The sequence below is a fragment of the Acinetobacter sp. 12966 genome (assembly GCF_031196995.1).
Classification (GTDB): Bacteria; Pseudomonadota; Gammaproteobacteria; order Pseudomonadales; family Moraxellaceae; genus Acinetobacter; species Acinetobacter geminorum.
The window spans coordinates 209,750-232,404 of record NZ_JAVIMC010000071.1 but is presented as its reverse complement, the minus strand read 5'-3'; the positions used below and the strand labels follow the sequence as shown (position 1 = coordinate 232,404).

The 22,655-nt window shown below is 40.9% G+C and carries 15 protein-coding genes; 5 read left to right on the top strand and 10 right to left on the bottom strand.

Going from position 1 to position 22,655, the window contains the following annotated elements:
- Nucleotides 1–22: 22 nt before the first annotated feature.
- The 8 genes from RFW85_RS11950 to RFW85_RS11915 all read right to left on the bottom strand — a co-directional run bounded on the left by RFW85_RS11950 (nt 23) and on the right by RFW85_RS11915 (nt 8,447).
- The gene (locus RFW85_RS11950) at nt 23–1,525 is read right to left on the bottom strand and encodes a UvrD-helicase domain-containing protein (RefSeq protein WP_170247566.1); all 1,503 of its coding nucleotides are present in this window, start codon (nt 1,523–1,525) and stop codon (nt 23–25) included.
- Between the two features lie 9 nt (nt 1,526–1,534).
- Nucleotides 1,535–2,308, bottom strand: a complete 774-nt coding sequence (gene hisIE, locus RFW85_RS11945; protein WP_309171559.1) for a bifunctional phosphoribosyl-AMP cyclohydrolase/phosphoribosyl-ATP diphosphatase HisIE — start codon at nt 2,306–2,308, stop codon at nt 1,535–1,537.
- A gap of 174 nt (nt 2,309–2,482) precedes the next feature.
- Complete coding sequence (locus RFW85_RS11940; RefSeq protein ID WP_078220074.1) at nt 2,483–2,869, bottom strand: VOC family protein; 387 nt, start codon at nt 2,867–2,869, stop codon at nt 2,483–2,485.
- Between the two features lie 26 nt (nt 2,870–2,895).
- Nucleotides 2,896–4,209, bottom strand: coding sequence for an NAD(P)/FAD-dependent oxidoreductase (locus RFW85_RS11935; RefSeq protein WP_078220075.1), 1,314 nt, complete (start codon nt 4,207–4,209; stop codon nt 2,896–2,898).
- Between the two features lie 123 nt (nt 4,210–4,332).
- Entirely contained in the window at nt 4,333–5,952 is a 1,620-nt protein-coding gene (locus tag RFW85_RS11930; protein WP_078220076.1) for an AarF/ABC1/UbiB kinase family protein, read from the bottom strand.
- A gap of 12 nt (nt 5,953–5,964) precedes the next feature.
- Nucleotides 5,965–6,633 (bottom strand): SCP2 domain-containing protein, encoded by a 669-nt coding sequence (locus RFW85_RS11925; RefSeq protein WP_134854067.1) that lies wholly within the window; start codon nt 6,631–6,633, stop codon nt 5,965–5,967.
- 11 nt (nt 6,634–6,644) lie between these two features.
- Nucleotides 6,645–7,592, bottom strand: coding sequence for a bifunctional demethylmenaquinone methyltransferase/2-methoxy-6-polyprenyl-1,4-benzoquinol methylase UbiE (ubiE, locus tag RFW85_RS11920; protein ID WP_002114829.1), 948 nt, complete (start codon nt 7,590–7,592; stop codon nt 6,645–6,647).
- Nucleotides 7,593–7,739: 147 nt separating this feature from the next.
- Nucleotides 7,740–8,447 (bottom strand): hypothetical protein, encoded by a 708-nt coding sequence (locus tag RFW85_RS11915; RefSeq protein ID WP_005079311.1) that lies wholly within the window; start codon nt 8,445–8,447, stop codon nt 7,740–7,742.
- A 209-nt stretch (nt 8,448–8,656) separates the two neighbouring features.
- On the opposite strand from RFW85_RS11915, the gene RFW85_RS11910 reads away from it, so the two are divergent.
- On the top strand, nt 8,657–10,075 hold the full coding sequence (locus RFW85_RS11910) for a phosphate--AMP phosphotransferase (RefSeq protein ID WP_309171558.1): 1,419 nt from the start codon (nt 8,657–8,659) through the stop codon (nt 10,073–10,075).
- A 22-nt stretch (nt 10,076–10,097) separates the two neighbouring features.
- Here the strand turns inward: RFW85_RS11910 and RFW85_RS11905 are convergent, their stop codons facing one another.
- Entirely contained in the window at nt 10,098–10,604 is a 507-nt protein-coding gene (locus RFW85_RS11905) for a hypothetical protein (RefSeq protein ID WP_005079307.1), read from the bottom strand.
- A 168-nt stretch (nt 10,605–10,772) separates the two neighbouring features.
- Between RFW85_RS11905 and RFW85_RS11900 the strand changes: the two genes are divergently transcribed.
- From RFW85_RS11900 to recD, 3 genes are all read left to right on the top strand, one after another.
- On the top strand, nt 10,773–14,408 hold the full coding sequence (locus RFW85_RS11900; protein WP_309171557.1) for an exodeoxyribonuclease V subunit gamma: 3,636 nt from the start codon (nt 10,773–10,775) through the stop codon (nt 14,406–14,408).
- Nucleotides 14,409–14,411: 3 nt separating this feature from the next.
- Nucleotides 14,412–18,110 (top strand): UvrD-helicase domain-containing protein, encoded by a 3,699-nt coding sequence (locus RFW85_RS11895; protein WP_309171556.1) that lies wholly within the window; start codon nt 14,412–14,414, stop codon nt 18,108–18,110.
- 108 nt (nt 18,111–18,218) lie between these two features.
- The gene (recD, locus tag RFW85_RS11890; protein WP_309171555.1) at nt 18,219–19,970 is read left to right on the top strand and encodes an exodeoxyribonuclease V subunit alpha; all 1,752 of its coding nucleotides are present in this window, start codon (nt 18,219–18,221) and stop codon (nt 19,968–19,970) included.
- A gap of 702 nt (nt 19,971–20,672) precedes the next feature.
- Here the strand turns inward: recD and RFW85_RS11885 are convergent.
- Entirely contained in the window at nt 20,673–21,971 is a 1,299-nt protein-coding gene (locus tag RFW85_RS11885; protein ID WP_262470007.1) for a serine hydrolase, read from the bottom strand.
- 210 nt (nt 21,972–22,181) lie between these two features.
- On the opposite strand from RFW85_RS11885, the gene rpsO reads away from it, so the two are divergent.
- Nucleotides 22,182–22,451, top strand: coding sequence for a 30S ribosomal protein S15 (gene rpsO / locus RFW85_RS11880; protein ID WP_002114951.1), 270 nt, complete (start codon nt 22,182–22,184; stop codon nt 22,449–22,451).
- Nucleotides 22,452–22,655 lie beyond the last annotated feature (204 nt).

Here is a 22,655-nt window from a genome sequence, read left to right as displayed (position 1 = left end):
GGCTCACCTAAATATGAGCGCTTCAACCAACCGACTGACGAAGACTTAAAGGCGCCCTTAGTTTTAATTGTTGTATCAGATCATAAAGATGATGGATATTTAGACTTACTTTAGCACGAGTACAGGCAACGTACAGTAATCTTAATTCTTCATCGGTAATCTTGTGTTCTAACCCATTAATTTTAAATTGATAGTCATCTTCAATATGAACGCGGTTCCATTCTAAGCCTTTCGCTTTATGGGCTGTAGAGATGACGTAGTCAGCTTGCTCAAGTGGTGTAATCTTTGCAAGCGCTTTTTTTAGTGGGTCGGTGCCGTGGTCATCGACAAGTTTAACCAATGGCTTAATATCACTACCTTCATTAGTTTCACAATATTCATGGACATCATGCCATGAATTAAACCATGCTAATTCAGGTACATCAGTAACTCGTTTTCCTTGCTTTAAGAGGCTTGCGGCATCTACAAAACGGTTTAGTTTTTGATGGTCAGCCTGCAAACTTACTTTATCGCCGTGAACTAAACCAGCTAATAAAAGTTCCATTGCACGAGCATTGGTACGGCACAAAATCGCATCACGCATTTTAGTGTGTGGTTTATTTACAACACTTGATTTCTGGTTTGGATTACCAAGCAGAGGAACAGTTTCATTTAAGCCGCCCAGCAATGCATTGGCAACATCGGCAATCGTTTCACCAAAACGAAAAGAAGTGGTGAGGCGAGACTCTGGCAATGGTAATTGCTGCATGGCATTAATTGCACCACGCCACGCGTAGATTTGCTGATGTGCATCGCCAACATAGATAACCTGAGTATTTTTTTGACGAAGCAAAATGCCCAACATTAAAGGATCAGCATCTTGTGCTTCATCAAATAGTACATAATCGGCTGGAATGTTCGGTTCAGACAATGCCCAAAGTTTGAGGTAAACATCGTGACCAATTCCTGCTTGATGATTCGGGTCGATCGACTCTAACCAGCGGCGTTCAACAGCAGGGTAAAGATGAGTTTGTAGCTCGGTAATATCGTCTGGATGTAACCAGTTTGGTGCCTGAATATGTCGAGGAGCAGGGTATTGCGAGCTGGTCGAGCAAAAATAGCTGACAGCATTGGCGACAAGACTTGCGAGGCGACTTGGCATTAAGACGTATTTTTCATAACGTCCACCCATCATGCGTCGCAAAGTTATAGGTTGTAGTCGATATTCTTTTGCAATAAAACTTGGGCTTAAGCGAGGTAAGCGTAATTTATCAGTCACACCTCGTGGCACACTGCGAAAAGCGAGGGAGTGAAAAGTACGACAATCTACATTACGATGAAATTTGTTTTGTGCTTCGCCTGCAATTGCCTTGTTAAATGCTAGATACATACCGCGCCGTTCAGGCATGGCATCACTAATCATTTGTAAGGTAGTAGTTTTACCTGTACCCGCATAGGCAATCACTTTAAATGATTGCCCAAGACGTGCGTTATCTATGGCAATTGCTTGCTCATAGGTGGCTTTAGGTTTTTCGATATTCGACACTGAGTGATTTTAAACCTTGTTACGGTTAGCTTTTTCAACTAAACCAGATAAACCCTGACGACGAGCTAATTCGTCAATAATAAGTTGTGGATTAAGATCGAAATAACCCAACATGACAATGCTATGGAACCACAAATCGGCAGTTTCATAAATCAAGTCATTTAAATTACTTTCTGTATTTTGAGCAGCGTAGTCTTTCGCAGCAATAATAGTTTCTACGCTTTCTTCACCGACTTTTTCCAAGATTTTATTGATGCCCTTTTTGTAGAGGCTTGCAACATATGACGTATCCGCTTCTGCTTGTTTACGCTCTTGCATTAATTGCCCTAAGTGAGCAAGTACATCCACTTGTTCTGTCGTGTGATCATGATCGTGGCTTTCAGTTTTGGCTTTATCGCCATAAATTGCAGTAGGATCTTTTAATTGTGCATCGACAATTTCCCAGCCCTGTGGGGTAAGTTTACGGTAGAAACAAGACTCACGACCTGTATGGCATGCAATACCGCCGTGTTGCTCAACTTGTAATATGATTACATCGCCGTCGCAGTCTAAACGAATTTCATAAACTGTTTGGAAATGACCTGATTCTTCACCCTTGTGCCAAAGTTTTTGGCGAGAGCGAGAGAAATACACCGCCTGTTTTTTTTCTGCTGTGAGCGCAAGTGATTCACGGTTCATCCACGCCACCATCAAAATACGTCCGGTTTGATGATGTTGAGCAATGGCAGGGATAAGACCTTGTTCGTTAAATTTTACTTCATCGAGCCATTGCGTGTTATTCATGAGGAATCACCAAAGAAATATGAACTATAAATTGATTTCAATCTGATGCTAAAAAATAGCTTGTATAGTGTACGGCATCAACGTCGCTTTGCGGAAAAATTCTTTGTCCTTTTTGTCTTTGCTAGCGTAATGAATAGCTTGTAACATTTACCAATCTGTATCTTATTCAAATGACTAAGGCATGAGGATATTTGAAATCTCAATCAAATTTTGATCTGGATCACGAATATAAACTGAAAGAATAGAATGCATTGCACCCGTACGTTCAACAGGACCTTCTTCAATTTGAATATTTAACTGATTAAGATGCGCAACCACTTCTGAAATGGGAGTGTCTGAAATAAAACACAAGTCGGCAGATCCGGGAGTCGGCTGTAATGCCTTCGGTTCAAACTCGTTGCCTTGATGGTGTAAATTTATCTTTTGATTTCCAAACTTTAGAGCCTTTCTATTACCTTTAAACGTGATGACTGCAAACCCCAATACGGTTTGATAGAAATGACAGGTAGATTCAATATTTGAGACAGTTAAAACAAGATGATCAAGATGGCTGATTTTCATGTGTTAATCACTATTATTTGGTGGGGTTAATAGTCAGACAGAGATTCGCTTTCTAAATGAAACGCACTGTTTCCTTTAGGTAATTGAGCAACCTGATCATAGTCAAGTTGTTGGAGTGGACCAGTCTTTAAGCCTGAAATTGTAATTGCCATTTCTTTTCGAAAATAAGGGATTTGATACATCCACGGAAAAACTAAATCTCTTAAACCTCCAGCCCACCAATGATCAGACTGATAAAGTGGTGTTAATAAGCGACTAAGAAATTGATAAAACTGGGTGGATGAACGGCGAAGCTGGTGGTAGTGCTGCCAGAGCAGGGACCAATCAATATTCTGGTTTTTTTGAGCATGTTGCAATGATTGAGAGAAAGCCCAAGCATCCAATAATGCCATATTTGCACCTTGACCTAACTGTGGACTCATTGCATGAGCTGCATCGCCAATTACCCCAATTCGACCTTGACCAAATTGAGTCATAACGACATCACGGTAGTTTGCAGATAACCATTTGGGCTGAGTTTGACTGTTATACAAAATTTCTTTCAGCCATTCTGCAACTTTGGGCCAACGTTCTGAGACTTGCTTTATCCAAGCTTGTTTAGCCTGCTCATCTTGTAAAAAGCTTTGTAATTGTGGAGTAGGTAAGCTCCAAAAAACGCTTGAAAGGCGTTGTTGAGGTTCTGTTGGAATGGCGCCTGTAGGAAGAATTCCCATCATAATTTTCGAGCAATCATAAAATTGATGCAGAATTTCAGAGTCGAGTACTTGGCACTCAGGAACGATACTCCACGCCGCACCCCAAGGGTAAGCTTGGTCAACCTTTACCCATGCTTTAGGTCTTAATTGACTACGAGCACCGTTGGCAATAAGTAGGCCATCAAAGCAAGCATCAAACTTATAGTTTTGATGCATGCCGAATAGCTGAACTTCATTGTTATGTTCTTCGAAGCTTTCAACAGAGTGGCTCATATACCAAGTAATTTGGCTTGAATATTCACTAAGCTTTTGAGTGAGTACATGACATAAAGTAGCTCGGTGTATACCTAAACCATAGAGATGTGCTGATGCTTCGTGATAGTGACTGTTAACTAAAAGACGCTTGTCTGGAAGTTGTCCTTCTAGACCTGTGACTCTTGCACCTAATGTTAAAGCTTTGTCGAGCACACCTAAGTGTTCAAATACAGCTAAGCCCGCAGGTTGTAGTAATAAACCGGCACCTACTGGAGATAACTCATCAACTTGTTCAAAAATAGTAACGTTATTGCCTTGGCGGGCGAGTAAAATCGCTGTGGCTAAACCTGCTGTACCAGCACCGATAATGGCAAAATGAGGTGTTTTCATTGTTTGTTCTTTTTAAGCATTTATGGGTTCAATTTAGCAATGAATGAATAGGTGAGCTATAAATTTTTTTAAAACTAAAGTTTTTCCATAAAAAATCCCTTGCACTGGCAAGGGATTTTGAACTTATTTCAATATGCGCCACAGCGCTAATAAACTACTCAGCACAATCAGAATAATCGAGACAAACCAAGGACTAATAATCGCAATAGTCAGTAAAATCAGCATGCTACTACCGAATATCCAACTGCGGCGTTGCTGATGTTCCATTTGCAAACGAAGTTGCTGAATTTCTCGTAACTGACGGTCTTGCCAAGCCGACTGATTTTTTAAACCATTTAAGCTATCAATAATTAAGCTTGGGAAATCTTGAGCGCCTAAAAGCAGGTCAGGTAATTGCTGGCCGAGCTCTTTTACATTTTTGACTGGGTTCATATTGGATTTGACCCATTCCGTCAAAATTGGTTTTGCCAATTTCCAGATGTCGAGCTGCGGATAAAGATCAGTACCTAAGCCTTCTACATGCACTAAAGTTTTGAGTAGCAGCATGAGCTGTGGTGGTATCTCAAGATGGAAGCGTCGAGCAATATCCATGACTTGAATTAAGATACCCGCAAAATCAAGTTGATCCATTGGTTTAGACACCATTGGCCCAACAGTGCGGCGCATTTCACGTGCTAAAGCGTCTTGGTCTGTACCTGGTGGAATCCAGCCAGCTTGATGCACAATTTGAATGAGCTGCATAAAGTTACTGTTCATGACCGCAAGCAACATGCGGGCAACCGTCATCTGGTCGTGTTTAGATAGCTCGCCCATAATCGCACAGTCCAGTGCAATAAAGCGTGGATTGTTTGGATTAATGGTTTCTACAAAGACATTACCAGGATGCATGTCGGCATGGAAAAAGTTATCGCGGAAGACTTGCGTGAAGAAAATGGTTAAACCTTTTTCTGCAAGTTGTGCGCGGTCCATGCCTAAACGGTCAAAGGTTGCCGTGTCTGAAATAGGAACACCTGTAATGCGCTCTGCCACCATGACATCTTTGGTGTCCATGTAGACTTCTGGCACATACATCATGGTTGAGCCAGTAAAGTAATGGCGCATACGGCGGGTGTTATCTGCCTCAATACTCAAGTCCAGTTCATTTAAAATGATCTGGCGATAGTCTTGAATAATTTCGGTGAGATGCAACGCACGGGCAGCTTCAAGGCGGCTTTCTAGCGTATTTCCTAGCCATGCCAGAATTTCAAAGTCTTGCAAAATTTGATTGCGAATGTCAGGGCGAGTGACCTTAACAACGACTTCGCGACCATCATGCAAAGCAGCAGTATGTACTTGGGCAATTGATGCGGCAGCTAGTGGCTGGTCATCAAAGCGAGCAAACAATGTATTAACGTCGGCTTTTAACGAATCTTGAATACGTTGTTTGGCAACATCTCCATCAAAAGGTTTTACTTGATCTTGAAGTAAAACCAGTTGAGCGAGCACCTCAGGTGGAATCAAGTCACGACGAGTAGACAGTAATTGACCAAGCTTGATTGCAAGTGGTCCCATATCTTCTAATGCTTCTTTGAGCTTTAAAGGATTTTTACGTTCACGACTCGACCATGCAGCTGGATGCATTTTAATAATATTTAATGCATGCCGAGCTTTAACTGGTAATTCATCCGCAGGGAACAACGTATCGAGTCTATAGTGCGCTGCAATACGCCAAAGTTCGAGTAAACGTGAAACATGCGGAATCATATACAGTCTTACCTAGTCTTGAGAGGGTTGTAGTTGTGCATTGAGTTGCTGCAATCTTGCTTCAAGACGGTCAATGTCTTGATTAAGCTTGCGAGTTGCTTGAGTTAAGTCGTCCATTTCCCAGCGAGGAGCGAATAGGCCGCTATCTTCTTTTAAGGCATCTTCAGCAAAAAACAGATGGCTTTGCACGGAGCGTTTTAAATGTTTTGGTGCAAGTTGAATCTTGCCAATTTCGTGGGCGAGTTGAGGACCGACCCATCTTGATAAATGCGCAGCTAAATCAGGTTCAGCTTGCTGCATAATCTTTTGAATATCCTGTAGGAGGTGGTAATCACCTTGGAGCGGGATATTACCAATCTGGTCTGGATCGCTGACCAATAATTTAATTAGTTCAACGACATCATTAACATGCAAAGTTGCAGTTGCTTCAGAAATTTTGAATTGGGCATCAAAAGGACGCTGTTCAAAAATAGAAGGCTTTTCACTATGACCTGTTACGGTAGGTTCAAGACGTACTTTTTCTTGGTCAAAGAACACATCGACAGAAAGCTGCGGGCTATCGATGACAACACGCAACATTTTGCCCTGTAACTGATTAAGCTGAATGCGGGTAACCGCATCCAGATCGATCAGATGATGAATGATACGTTCGACTGCACCGAGTGCCAGAATCGACCACATATCGTTATCCCTTACAGTTTGAAGCCACGGTGAACGGCAACGATACCGGCAGTAAGGTTGTGATAGTCACAGTTCTGGAAGCCAGCATTTTCCATCATACCTTTTAAAGTACGTTGGTCTGGATGCATACGGATTGATTCAGCCAAATATTTATAGCTTTCTGAGTCATTCGCAACCAATTTACCCATGATCGGTAAAGCAGTGAATGAATAGAGGTCATAAAGTTTTGAGAATGGCTCAAATACAGGTTTAGAAAATTCAAGAATCAGTAAACGGCCACCTGGTTTTAATACACGGAACATAGAAGCAAGTGCTGCGTCTTTATCTGTCACGTTACGTAAACCAAAGCTAATGGTTACAAGGTCAAAGCTGTTGTCTGCAAAAGGTTCTAATGTTTCAGCATTGGCAAGAACGAAGTCAACATTGGTACAGCCTGCATCAATTAGACGGTCACGGCCAACATTGAGCATAGATTCGTTAATGTCTGAAAGTACAACGTGACCTTGCGGACCAACTTCACGGCTAAATACTTTTGCTAAGTCGCCTGTACCGCCAGCAATGTCTAACACGTGTTGACCACGGCGAACACCAGACATGTTAATTGCAAAACGCTTCCACAAACGGTGAATACCAAATGACATCAAGTCATTCATCAAGTCATATTTGCTTGCAACTGAATGGAAAACTTCTGCAACTTTTTGTGCTTTATCTTCAGTTCTAACAGTTGAGTAACCAAAGTGTGTGGTTTCACCAACGTTGCCAGTATTGCCAGCACCACGAGGTAAATTGTATTTAGGTACAGAACCATTCACAGGTGTGTCTGTTAAGGTTTGCTGTAAAGTTTGTTGTTGCCCTTGAGGAGTACCTTGAGGTAAAGGTGAGCTTAGGAATGGGCTAACTTTGTCTGAACTTTGTGCCTGCTCAGTTGGAGATGTTGGCTTTTGGTTTTCGTTAGACATATTGTCTCTCCTAGACTCAAACTCAAGTGAAACGGAATAAGTTCTGCATGATGACAGATTTTGTCTATTTTTACAGGCATCATCATGCAAATATAATGAATAAAATCTCAACTTCGCGAGGTTGAGTTTTTCTATGTGCCGACCTTATCACACTCTAAACGGATTCGGATGCCCTGAATGTACATTTTCAATAATCTGGCGTTCTTTTTCAGTAAAAGTCTTGATAAAGGTCTCGGCCGATTTTAACGGTTTCATCGCACTAAAACCATCTTGAATGAAATCATACATCAATTCGAAGTGATATTTTTGGGCAATACCTTTACACATTTTAAAAGCAGTAAACATCATAAATGAACGCATGTATTTATCGAGTGCTGCTCCTAAATCGTCAAGCAGAGCAAGCTGCTGGTAACGAGCTTCTGCTTGATCGAGCTTAATTAAGGTTAAACGCATAATCTCATCAGTGAGTACTGTATCTGCCGGATAGTCCTCAAGAAGTTGCATTGCTACTTGCTCATCAAGTTGGGTTGCAAGTACAGCCAAACTTACCGATTTAGTACCCGTTTTAATTGCATTTTCAGGTAAGACTTTTTCTGCTTTATGCGCATATTTCAATAGGCGTTCAATTTGAGCTGCAAGAGCATCAAACTCTGGGCCACCATATAAACGATTTAAAAAGTACTCTGACATGAGCTTGTGCGCTGGCAAATTAAAAAAGTCATGATGCGTATCTTTCATCCGCTCTTTTAGCCATGTTTGTACATCTTGCAAACGCTGGGCAAGCACTGGATTATCGTGATAATTAAACGTTTTATATTGTTGTAAAAGATCATCAAAAGCAGCGAGTTTAGACATTTAAGGCTCTAATATTGGGCTATTTGCAAAAAATCATAAAAGGCATTGTAACCTTGTACTATGGCGAGTAGATGTAAAAAAAATGATTCATGCGTCAATTTTTAAACAGAATTTTGTCGCAATGACATAATTTGTATAGCAATTCATCATTTAACCGCATAAGTTAAAGATCATCGAAATTAAACAATAAAAGATTAGAGCCGTGGACTATGAGTGAACAACAACCAAAATTTGAGATTCGTGATGAAGAACAGCTTTCAGTCGATTTGATTGAAGCACAATATGCGTTAAAAGAAAGTCGGGGCAAACCCAACGCTAAAAGCACACTGATATTAATGAGCGGTATTGAATTGGCTGGAAAAGGTGAGGCTGTTAAGCAACTTCGTGAGTGGTTAGACCCTAGATATTTACGAGTCAAAGCAGACGCGCCACGTGTGCTGACAGATACAGAAGCATTTTGGCAATCTTACTCGGAGTTTATTCCGACTGAAGGACAAATTGTGGTGATGTTCGGCAACTGGTATAGCGATTTGCTCGTCACAGCAACGCATGTTTCCGAGCCTTTAGATGATTCGCGTTTTGATGAATACGTTGAAAATATGCGGGCATTTGAGCAAGATTTAAAAAATAACTATGTCGATGTGGTTAAAGTCTGGTTCGATCTATCATGGAAATCACTACAAAAACGTTTAGACAAAATTGACCCGTCAGAGCAACACTGGCATAAGCTGCATGGCCTAGATTGGCGTAATAAAAAACAATATGACACTTTGCAAAAGTTACGCCGTCGTTTTACCGATGATTGGTACATTATTGATGGCGAAGATGAAAAGCAGCGTGATCAGTTTTTCGCTCAATACCTTTTACAACACATGCGTCAACTTCCAGAGCATGAAACTGAAGTTAAAGGAAAATGGCAGCAGGCTAAAATTCCAGAGAGTTTATTAAAACCTTCTAATGAACCACTTGAAAAAGCTGAATATAAAAAAGAGCTTGATAAACTGAGTAAGAAAATTGCTGATTCAATGCGTTTCGATAAACGCAATGTCGTCATTGCTTTTGAAGGCATGGACGCAGCTGGTAAAGGTGGGGCCATTAAGCGAATCGTTAAAAACCTAGACCCGCGTGAATATGATATTCACTGTATTGGAGCACCTGAACGTTTTGAAGCACGTCATCCTTACTTATGGCGCTTTTGGAACCGCATTAATGAGGCCGAAAAAATCACGATTTTTGATCGGACATGGTATGGACGTGTACTCGTTGAACGTGTCGAAGGTTTTGCTTCACCTTTAGAATGGCAGCGTGCCTATGATGAAATAAACCGCTTTGAAAAAGATTTATTTGATAGTCAAACGATTGTAGTAAAAATTTGGCTGGCGATTAGTAAAGATGAGCAAGAGCAGCGTTTTAAGGCCAGAGAAGAAACACCGCATAAACGCTTTAAAATTACCGCAGAGGATTGGCGTAATCGTGATAAGTGGGACGATTATTTAAAAGCGGCCGCAGATATGTTTGAGCGAACTAGTACTGAATATGCACCTTGGTATATTGTCGCAACCGATGATAAATATACGGCACGTTTAGAAGTGTTGAAGGCCATTTTAAAACAGCTGAGAGCAGACTAAGCTCTCAGCTACAAGGCAAACATTAATTTACAATAGTGCTACGGCTTTTTTGCTGAATACGTTTTGCAAGGTTATAACTATCATTCAGATGAGTTTCTGCTATTTTTTTCATCATGAAATAGCCCAAACTTGCTGCTACAATTTGCCCACCTAGTGGTATAAATTTAGTCACCTGTTTCGTTACGATTTTGCCAAGAAAGCCATTAAATGTTTTTTTAACTGTAGTACGCGCTACTACAAAGCCTGAAAATTCAAAACCGCGTTTACGTAATTCATCCCAATGAATTGTTTTAGTTTTCGGGTCGTAGACACTCACGTGTTCAGGTGCTAAGCCAAAACGGGAATTGATATCTGGAATAAGGTACGACAAAATTCCCAAATCGACTGCTACGTCAAAAAAAGGAATCGGTACAATTGCCGCTCCTGCTGAGACGTAAGCTCTTTTTTTGATGAGATCATGACACTCATCGCGAATTTGTTCCAGATTTAGGCTAGGATCAATATAGTCAGGAATCTTGTCAATTTTCATAATGTCTACCTGTATAAGTTTCTTGATGGCGTCATTTAAACCAAGTGTAAGTGACCCCAAAGTTAAATTATGCTGTGTTTAAACCAACGTGACATAGTCAGATTCAGTTGTATAGTAATGAATGTTTATGATTTTGTGCATAAATTATGCAAGCAGGATATGAAATAAATGGGGATTCATGTTATTCAAAGTCAACGTATTGATGTGTTGTTGCAAGGTGTATTGACGTCTACATCTCAAGCTTCAGCGCATCCATTACAGGTTTTGAAAACCCAGCATTTTATTGTTCCAAGTCCTGCGGTCGAGCAGTGGCTGATACAAAAACTTGCAGAACAGCAAGGCATGAGTGCTAATTACCAGTTTCACCAACGGGTACGCGGCTTCCAGTGGTACGCCTACCAGCAAGTTTTAACTGCGCATAAAGAACAGGTTCGTAAAGCGAACATCCCCCGTTTAATTTTTAAATGGCGGGTGCATCAAGCTTTGCACGAATTCATTCAACCTGACACGATAAGTATAGATTCGTCGCATCCTTTACATTCTATTGTTCAGCGTATTTATGACAGCGCAGATCGACTCGAACAAGGCATAGACAAACAATTAAAAAAACAAAAAATGCTGTACTGGGTCGCTGAGCAGGTTGCTGATCTATTTAGTAACTATATGATTTATCGTGGGCAATGTCAGCGTGGTTGTGAAAATAGTTGTACCTGTCCGGAAAACTGGTTGTCTGCTTGGGGGCAGGGCCGAGCACTAGATATTGAAAAATATATTGTGCAAAAAGATGAAGAAGTGACTGCTTTTGCATTACATCAAACTGAGGAGCTAGAACGTTGGCAGCGTTGGTTGTGGCAACAACATTTTCATGATGACTTTTTGCAGATGCAGCAAATTGATGCATTGTTTTGGCAAGAGTTAGATCATTCAGACCGCAGTAAGCGTGCTATTTCAAGATTACCTAATCAGGTGGTGATCTTTACCTTATTAGATTTGCCGCCAAGCCAGTTACAGTTCTTGCGCCGTTTAGGCCAATACGTTGATGTACTGATTTTGCACTATAACCCTTCACAAGAATATTGGGCCGATAGTGTCGATCCACTCTGGAAGCAGCGTTATGATTTAGGTGTAAAAGAGCGTTTTATTGCGAAAAATCCAAAGGCTACTGATGCTGAAATTAGCGATTTCTTTAATAAATTTACACTCAATTTTAATGCTGAAGCGCGTGAGTCTAGACACCCGCTTTTAACTAGATTGGGTAAACAAGCCCGCGACCACTTTTCGCTATTGTCGAATTTATCTACGGGTGAAGAAGGTAAGTGGGTTGATGCTTTTGTGGATGATTTTCCTGAAAGTCTGCTCGGTAAAGTTCAGTCAGATATTTTGCATTTAGTGGAACCTCAAGCTAAGCAATATGAACTCGCTCCAGACGATGACTCTATTCAGATCCATGTTTGTCATTCAACTTTACGTCAGCTTGAAGTTTTAAAAGAGCAATTGATTGGTTGGTTGGCCAAAGCACATGAACAGCCGCGCCGCCCAAACGATATTTTAGTTTTAATTCCTAATTTAGCCGACATAGAGCCTTTAATTCGAAGTGTATTTCCTGCTACTGCCACTGAGCAGGGTGTGCATTTGCCAGTCAAGATTGCAGGTGTTGCATCACTTGATGCACTGAATGCTTGGCGTGCTGTAATTGGGCGTATTCAGCTGATGCAAGGACGTTTTAGCTTTGATGATTTTGCTGACTGGTTAAGCTTGCATGCGACTCAGCAACGATACGAACTTGAATATGCTCAGGTTGAGCGAATTTTAAATTTACTCGCCGATGCAGGCTTTAAACGAGGATTGGATGCAGAGCATCTCAAGTGCAGTTTGTGTGAGGGTGATGATGATTATCGATATAGTTTTAAATTTGCCTTAGAGCGATTGGCCCTTGGCATTGCTGTGCCTGTGCATGCAACATTTAATCAGGTGTTGAGTTATGCCAAAGTTCAACCGAGCGATTTCGAGTTGGTGGGTACACTCATTCAGATTTATCAGGATTTGAATGAGCGTCGTGATTGGCTTACTCTGCATGAGCAGGGGAAAGTCTATACCGTTGAATATTGGCTTCAGGTACTGAGCAAAGATATTGTTGAATTTGAGCAGGTTGGTGTTGCTGCCCTAAAAGCTGTGCGAGAAATTGTTAAAAAACAAGAGCGAATGTTGACCCTCGCAAGTTATTACGCCGAGACAGAAACAGGAACTTTGCGCAAAATCACCTTGCCACTACCTTATATTATTGAAGAAATTCAACGGACTTTAGAAAGTCAAAGTGCGCAAGCTGAGCCGACTGGGCAAATTACTTTTGCCCAAATTGGACACATTCGACCGTTACCTTATCGTTTAATGGTCCTGCTAAATCTGGATGCAGGGCAATTTCCAAACCGCGATACCCATGTTCCATTTGATTTAATGGATGCACTGCGTCAACAGTTAGGCGATCGTTCTCGACTTGAAGATGATCAAGGGGCGTTTTTAGATGCTTTATTATTAGCCCAAGACAATTTATGGCTGTTTTATAACGGCTTTGATGTGAACGATGGCGAGGTGCGAGAACCTTCGAGTATTCTTCAAGAGTTCCGTGAACATCTTGCCTTGATTGTGAAAGCTGAAGACGGTGTACCTGAAAGTGTCGTTATTGAAGGGATTGAAATTCCATCACAATTAAAACAACTCTATCACTTACATGATTTACAGCCCTTCGATCCGAAAGGTTTTACTGTAGAAAAAAGTGTTATTCGCTATCAAGATCATTGGTTTAAGGTCGCTTCACAAATTCAGCAAGTTTCAGGAAACCGTCAACCTTGGGCGAACACAACCTATCCGCTACAAGCACCGGACATGTTGGTTTTAGAGAGCCAACAGTGGATACAGGATGTGACATTCCCTGCACGGTTATATTTGAAAACTTTAGGGGTAGAAAACTTAGGAAGTGTCGGAGTGCTCGACCAAAATGAACCTTTATTATTAGATGGTTTAGGGCGCTATGCGATCCGACATTTTTTACAATACTCTGAACAGCAAGCACAACCTGAAGTATTAATTGATCAGTTGCCTGTAGGTAAAGTCAAATATAGCGCATGGCAACAAGGTGTGTTCGAGCAAGAATGTTTGCTTGAACGCCTTCATCATTATGCACCTGCAGTGACACAAACAACTCAGCGTATTTGGCGAATTGCTAAACAGCTTCATATGAATATTACCGTTCCGAAGTCTGAAACTCGGGACTGGGTCAGCATGGAACCTTCAAGTGCTCGCGCAAAAAGACGTGCTAAAGTTTGGTTAGAATATCTGCTCTGGTTAGCTTATTTGAATGAGGGTAGTGCAGGAGCTGAAAAACGCCGTATTGTGGTTTTTAGCGATCAAACTGTGATTTGTAGTGGTGTAAGTTCTGAGCAAGCTCGGCAATATTTACAGCCATGGTTTAAAATCTGGCGTCATGCACAGCAACAACCATTGGTTCTACCAGCAGCCTTATTATTAAAACCATTAGAAAAAGCCAAAGCATATCAGTGGGAAACAACAAATCAGGCAGAAAAAGCAAAACTGGATGAGAAGAGCTACACTGAGCTGTTAAAATACTGGAATGAAACAGGGTCATTTACCACAAGGGATATGACTCAAAATGAAGCTTGCAAGTTGCATCGAGACTGGAGCTTTATTTTACAAGAACAAGATGCGCAAGCTTTGCTTCAACATGCTTGTGATGAGTTTGCGTATGATCTGTATCATCCAGTTTTTCAATTTCAACATTCGGAGTAAGACATGAACTCAAGAGTACAGGTGTCTTATCAACCTATTATTGATATTGAATTTAGTGGCTTACACTTAATTGAAGCTTCGGCAGGTACAGGAAAAACCTATACTTTATCGAGCTTAATGGTCCGTATCTTTCTTGAAAAGTACTTGCCTCGACAAGTCATTGCAACCACGTTTACCCGTGCTGCCGCTGCTGAGTTAAAAAGTCGTATTCGCGCCCGTTTGGTCGAAACGTATCGTTACTTAGAGACCAAACGCAGTTTTACAGAACAAGAAATACTTACGCAGGCCGAGCAAGAGCCTGACGTATTACTCCAACATATTTTAAAAAGCTTTGCGACGCGTATTGCCTATGCGTGTGAACGTTTAAAATTGGTCATCGATCAGTTAGACGAGTTATTTGTCGGGACACTCGATAGCTTTAGCCAAAAACTATTACGTGAGTTTGCCTTTGAGAGTGGTAAAATTGAACGCGCTCAAATCACTGATGATGCAAAAACCTATAGTCGACAACTGATTCATGATGTTTTGCGTGAATGGATACAGTCTCAACCTCAAACTGTGATTGATGCTTTATATCTGGCAGGAGAGTTAAAAAGTGTCGATAGTTTTGTCAAACTGGTCGAAGACTCACTTAACTTTAGTTCCGCTCATTTTAAACTTCCCGAAAAACCAACCATTCAATTTGAACAACTTGCTCAGCTCAAACAGTTGGCAACAGAAATTGACTTAAGTCTTTTAGAGCCGTATTACTTGCTTGATGGCGAACACTATAAGCATGTGAGCGGGACGGTATTTCGTAATGGGGCGTTTAACAAATTATTTAGTGAATGTTTACCGCAGCTACTACAAGTTTTAAAGCAAAGCGACAGTATTTTAGTTTTTGATGGGTCTTTGACTGCACAACGTGAGCTTGTTTTTAAGTTTTTAGGTCAACTTGTCGATCAAAAAGTTTTTAAGAAATGTCCTGCCGAAATTTCAGATGGTTTCTATCAACATCCTTGTATTCAACAGATTCAACAGCTATTTGGTGTGCTGAAAAACTACGCTGAGCAGTTCGACCAGCTTCATATTTTTTTAAAAGCCTATTTATGTGTTGAGGTTAAAAAACGTTTACCACAGGTTTTGCAAAATAAAGGTGAAACTACTTTTTCTCAGCAAATTCGAATACTTTCTGAAGCTTTAAAAGGTGAACAGGGACAGCGTTTCGCTGTGTTTGTGCAGGCGCGTTATCCCTTAATTTTGGTCGATGAATTTCAGGATACCAACCAAGATCAAGACGATATGCTGGCGAGCATTTGGCGTCATCCAGAGCGCTACCAAAAAAGTTGCATGATTATGGTCGGTGATCGTAAACAGGCGATTTACGGTTTCCGTGGTGGGGATATGCTCACCTTTTTAAATGCCTATAAAGATATTCAAGCCAAACATGGCCGCGAATATAAGTTAATTCATAACCATCGTTCCGTTGCAGATCTGGTTGAAGTGGTCGATGCCTTATTTCAAAGGCAAATCGACTTTGGTGAAGAGGTTCAATATGACCCAATTCGAGCAGGAACTCGACCTCATCCGGTTTTAGTTGATCAAAACCAGCCTAACCCACATCCTTTGCGGTGGTTGATGCTCAAAGATAAAGAAACAGAAGCTCAGCAAGTTGCTTGGAAGATTCGAGATTTACTTAACCAGTCACATGTTGGAGAGCTATATTTTCAAAAAGATGCTCAGACTCAAACCTTAAATGAAGACGATATTGCGGTATTGTCTCGTAATCATGATGGGCTGGATAAAGTTCAATTTGAGCTAGAGCGTTTAGGAATACGAGTTAACAGGCCATCAAAACGAAGTGTTTTCGATTGCTCGATTGCTCAAGATGTGGGTGCTTTGTTGACTGCCATACTTCATCCTTACGATGAGGCAAAAGTGAAGCGAGCTTTAATTAGCCGTCTATTTGCCATGGATTTAAAACAACTCTTGCAACTTGAGCAGACAGCCGAAGGGTTAAGCCAGTTTATGACTGGTTTTGACACGATTAGAGAGTTGTGGTCCGCTCAAGGCTTTTTAGTGGCATGGCAACAATGTCTCATCCAGTTTGATATATGGCAAAATTTAGTTGCTGCTCAAAGTAAAGATAATGAACGGGTTGTGGTGAACTTGCGTCATTTAACTGAAATTTTGAGTCAGCACAGTGAGAAATACTCAGGCGCGCAAAACCTTTACCATTGGTATCTCAAACAGTTGCGTTCTCCTCTTGACCGTGATTGGGAGCTAGAACGTAAATTGTCGAGTGAGGCTGGTGTTCAACTCATGACCATTCACCAGTCAAAAGGGCTGGAATTTAAGATTGTATTTTTACTAGGTGCAGACAAGCCCTTTCGAGAAAATAATAAAACACTCAATTTTTCGACCCAAGACATTGTCAAACCGGACTCAAACCAGACTTTGACTCAACGTGTCGTTGCGATTGCTGACAAGACTTATTTGAATGAAATAGAACTTAAGCAACATGAAGACCGAGCGCTCGCTGAACAGAATCGTCTTTGGTATGTTGCTTTAACGCGAGCAAGCCACCGCGTCTATGCTGTTCTACAAGATATTGATGGCAAGTCAGTATCAGGCCTCGCGTTTTGGAAAAATAGGATTGAGCCTTTTCAACACCGTTGCTGTACGGATGAAATGGTTTTGGAGCAGATTCCACAGGCAATTCACTTAGCCAAACAAACAAGTATTATTGAAATACAAGCACAACGGTTTCCGGAACAACGTTTTTATTCGAGAGGTAAAACTAGTTTCAGTTACTTGGCACAGCATTTAAAACATAAAGCTGGCACAGATTTATTGGCGAGTCAGAGCAATGATGCTGTATTAGCAGAAGATGAGTTGGACTTGGTCAACACTGCTGAAGCAAGCAGTGCTCAGCCGATTGACTGGATAAAGAGTAACTTCCCTCGAGGAACGCTTGCCGGTAATTTTTTGCATGAAATATTTGAGCATATTGACTTTCAATGTTCAGATGACTGGGTCATAGAAATACGTCGTCGTTTTAAAAATGACTATAGTGGCCTTTGGCAAGATTTACTTAATAAATATAACGAGAGTTTCCCAGAGCAAGAAGATGCCGAAAATCTGCTTTACCAGTCCGTTGCAGACTGGTTGAAAGATATTTTGCGAACACCGCTTTATCAAGGTTTCCGGCTCAATCAACTTCAACAAGAACAGTATTTGTCAGAATTTCCTTTTTATTTGGCGCTCTCAGATCGGGTTTTAGCAATGACACGTATTCAGCAACTCTTCGCTGAGTATGGGTTGAATATGCCGGAGTTACTTGAGGCTCGCTCAGCACGTTACCTCAATGGTTCTATCGATTTGGTTTATTTTGATGGGCAGCGTTATCACATTGCCGATTATAAAAGTAATTACTTAGGTGATGATCTTGCAGACTATCGTAGCGATAGCATTGCTCAAAGTATGTCTTTGGCAAGTTACTGGCTACAAGCAGGTTTATATCTCGTTGCGTTACACCGCTATTTGCAAGTCAAAATGCAGGATTATCAGATTGAGCAACATTTGGGTGGGGCAACTTATCTTTACTTACGTGGTATGAATGGTGAAGCGGAGCAGGGGTATTATTACTGGGAACCTAGTGTCGAGTTTATCCTTCGTCTTGATGCCATTTTGGGATATTTTGCTGAGGATAAAATAGCATGAAAAATGCTGATAAAAAGCGTAATTTGAAGATTAACAAATACTTGACATGTGGATAAGCCTGTCTATAACCATGTGGACAAGCGTGTGGAAAACTAGGTGGATAAGTGTGTGGACAATCTAAATAGCCCTGAACAAGCCGATTTAAGCTGGTTAACAACGTGGAGTAACTTCTTAAATCAGGTTCCATTTACTGAACAATCGCAAGTACCAGAAGCCACTTCTTACTTGCAACAGCTTATTGAAGCGAGCTTACAAGGCGATAGTTGTATTGATATCAGTTCAGAGCAAATTGCAGCACTTGGTCAGCTTGCTATATCTGCCGATCAAGCAACTTCAAAAGTTGCGCCATGCGTCTACGATGAGCAGGGGTTGGCATTATACCGATATTGGCACCTAGAGCAACGACTTGCAGAACAAATTTGTCGATTAAAGCAACAATTAATTCAACCTGTTTCTTGTGATGACTATTTAGACCTGCTTACCGATCCTCATCAACAGGCAGCTTTAAAGATGGTTGCTCGGCAGGGCTTGAGTATTATTACGGGTGGGCCAGGTACAGGCAAGACTTATACACTTGCACGTATCATTGCTGTACTTAGCCAAGCAATTCCACATATTCGTGTGGCGATGGCTGCTCCAACAGGTAAAGCCGCACAGCGCATGCAAGAGGCCTTACAGAACTCATTTAATGACCCTAAATTGCTTGAGTCTGGATTAGTGAGTGAAGAGCTAAGAAATCAGGGAACACAAACGATTCACCGTTTGTTAGGGATGGGACATAGTCAGACACCACGGTTTAATCAAAAACAGCCTTTGCCTTATGACGTGATTGTCGTGGATGAGGCTTCTATGCTGGATTTAAACCTGGCTACTCTTTTATTTGAAGCTGTGCCTGAGTCCTGTCGAATTATTTTATTAGGAGATGCAAATCAGCTCGCTTCTGTCGATGTTGGGGCGGTTCTTGCAGATTTGCAGCAAATACAGGCACTAGCCGACAACAGAGTACAACTACAAACCAGTCGTCGTTTTGCTGAAGGTGCATTGATTGGACAAGTGGCTAAATTTATTCAAGCTCAAAATTATCAACAAGACCATGTAAAGGTTTTGCAGCGATTTGAAGTTGATATTGTTCAGGTGTCAGAATTAAAGCCCATACTTTTACAAAGAGATATGCCAGATGTTATTCAGCTTGAATATTTACCAGAAGGAAATCACGCAGAAGTCGAAATTTATTATCAGAAGCTCATGCTCGGTTTCCAAGGATATGTAAAAAGCCTAAAAAATTATTTAAAAGAAGAACGCTCGATTGAACAGGTCCAAAACGTAGTAAAAGCATTTGATGACTACCGGATTTTAACCGCGGTTCGTCATGGCCCGTTTGGGTTGCAGCAGTTAAACCAATATGCGCAGCGTTGGTTGCAACAGCAACTTTCAATAGTGACTCTCGGAGGATGGTATGTCGGTCGTCCTGTAATGATGACTTATAACGATTATCAGCTCGGTATTTCAAATGGGGATATTGGTTTGTGCTTTGAGCATAGAACTCAGCCACAACAATTTGAAGTATATTTTCCAAGTTTGAACAAATGGGTCGCTGCAAATCGATTGCCTAAAAGTATTCAGAGCGCATTTGCCTTAACAATTCATAAATCGCAAGGGTCTGAATTTACTCATACTGCTGTCGTTTTAGATCAGGCTGCCAAGAACTTATTAAGCCAAGAGTTAATCTATACAGCCATTACACGCGCTAAGAAAGTAGTCAGTCTTTTGGTGCATCAAGAGGCTTTGTTACAAGCATTTACAGTTCGTACTACACGAAAAAGCGGTTTAGTTCAAAAAGTTAATCGGTTAGTTCGTTAAGCCAAACTTAATATTTTCACCCTTGTAAGAAAAAGCTTACATAGATTCGAGATATTTGCTGCTAGAGTACACCCCGTGTTTTTGAGATTATAAACACACAACGAGCTTGGCACGGAATGTCGGGCAAAATCGCACAATAATAATAACTTAAGTCGAGAGACTGCGAACTTACAATGAAGTAGGTGTATAAAGAGGAAACTTACAGCCGCTAAGCCTTGTAGTTTTGGGAGAGACTACAGGGCTTTTTTATATTTTGCTTTTCTAAGGCTTCTAAAAAACTACCAGAAAAGATCAATTTTAAGCCTATCTCTAGTATATTTCGGTTGAGAAAAATATATCAATAATATCAATATATTTATCTGTAATATGATTCTTAAATAAGCATTTTTCCTGTGAATTGTTAAGTTATATGTTATACAGAACTGTACGTTAAATGTTGAAAATGACTAAACACCAAATATTATACAGACCTGTACGTTTTTACTTACATGATGATAAGAAAAATACTACTTTTCTTCATAATTGGATGTGTCACAATACATCACATAAGGAAATAGAAACGAAAACATTGGAAGTGAGTTAAAACAACAAGAAGGATGTGACTAGCATCTCACCAACGATAATAAAAACAGTAATAACACGATAAACAAAAACTACAGCGCAAAAAACCCAAGCAGAAATGCTTGGGTTTTTTATTTGCTTTTAAACTAAGTTGGTTTCATGAGAGTCGCTGCCGAATAAAGAACGACGTTGATCTCTAGGAATTCGTGGGCACTGGCTGGAGATTTGATAGAGTACTTTAGCTAAAGCAGGTAGGTGAGTACCTACTACAGATTTACCTGTCGTTAATAGGGAAACACTAATATCTCTTTCTGGATCGGCCCAGCATAAGATATTGGAGAACCCTAAATGGCCAAATGCTTGTCCTGTCATTGGACCAAAAAGGCCTACCGGGTTACTGCCTAACATTGGCCCTAAAGCATAGCGCATTGGAATTAATAAAGTCCGGTCAATGTTAACGCCTGTGGTTGGTAGTGTTGCTCTGAAAATTGTTTTCTCACTAAAGATTTGCTGACCGCCGTAGCTTCCTCCACTTAAAAGCATTTCAAAGAAGCGGCCGGCTTGTTCTGCACTGGTATAGATGTTTCCAGCTGGACAAATGGTGTCCATAAAACGACTATCGTTCGTCACATCAACTGCAAGTTGTAAACCGCCACCTAACACATGATTCAGGTAGTGATCGGTACCAAGGCGAGGGTGCAGACCTGTTGCACAGTTTAAGGCGACTTCTGAACGGTACTCTGGTTTTAAGCCATAGTTGAAATAGGGCATTCCCATCGGTTTTTCGATAGTTTGATGTACAAATTCACGTAAATCCTGCCCAGTCACCCGTTCAATGACTTCTCCTAAAATATAACCTGCCGTAACAGCATGATAGGCAAGGTGATTGCCAGCAGGAGACACAGGTCGGGCAGCATATAAACGTTTTAAAATTTCGTCTTTATCAAATAACAATTCTGGTGTGACATCGCCATCAATATAGGGAATGCCGCCACGATGTGCTAATAAATGAAAGATCGTTGCACGGCGCTTACCATTGACCCCATATTCAGGAACATAATAGCTCACGGGATCAAGTAAATTGATTTCACCCTTTTCATCTAATAGATGAATCAACATGGCTGTAATCATCTTTGATGCTGAAAATAGGCAAACAGGTGTATCTGGTGTTGCAATCAGAGCATTTTCTTGAAGTCCTGCCGGAGAGTTCCCTTGGGCATATCCAATACTTCTATTCAGCAAAATTTTATCTTGCCTGCGTAAACAAAAGGTAATGAGTGGATAGTTTCCGGTTTTATATAGTGCTTCTATACTTTTCCAGATTTTTTGAATCTGGTGATCGCTCATTCCACCCTGTTCAGCAGCAACTTCATCTTTTTGTCGAATGACTTGCTCAATATTGTCCGGTACTGGACAAGTGTTAGTTGAAAAAATTTTCACACGTCCCTCGCGCTTCTTTCTTTTTATTCGAGGCTAGTGTGAAGGGTTAAGGTCTTGATGTCAGTGTCTAAAATGACAAGTTACTGAAAACTATTTTGCAATCCACCTATAGATACCTTAAAATAGGCGACTTGCTGTAGTGATGCACGGCAGTCAGTTGCCTCAACTGATTAATATCGTTTACTTTTTTAAGCATCTCGGAGAAATCGAATGGCTTTAACTAATGCAGACCGCGCAGAGATCATTGCTAAATTTGCTCGCGCTGAAAATGACACTGGTTCACCAGAAGTACAAGTAGCTTTATTGACTGCTCAAATCAATGATTTACAAGGTCACTTCAAAGCTCACAAACACGACCACCACAGCCGTCGTGGTTTGATCCGTATGGTTAACCAACGTCGTAAATTGCTCGACTACTTAAATGGTAAAGACCACGGTCGTTACACTGCTTTGATCGGTGCTTTAGGTTTACGTCGTTAATTCGATTTTCACTTTGTTTTCGCTATTTCGCATGTCGCAATGCTTTATCGCTGAAAAGAGAGTTTCACTTAATGCTAGGTTAAGTGATTTTTAGAAGGGGCGCTTGTGCGCTCCTTCTTTGCGTTTAACTTATTTTAAATAATTGATCTAGTGTGATGGCTTCTAAGCTTTGTCATTTATCTACCAATCGGTGTAGTCTGAATG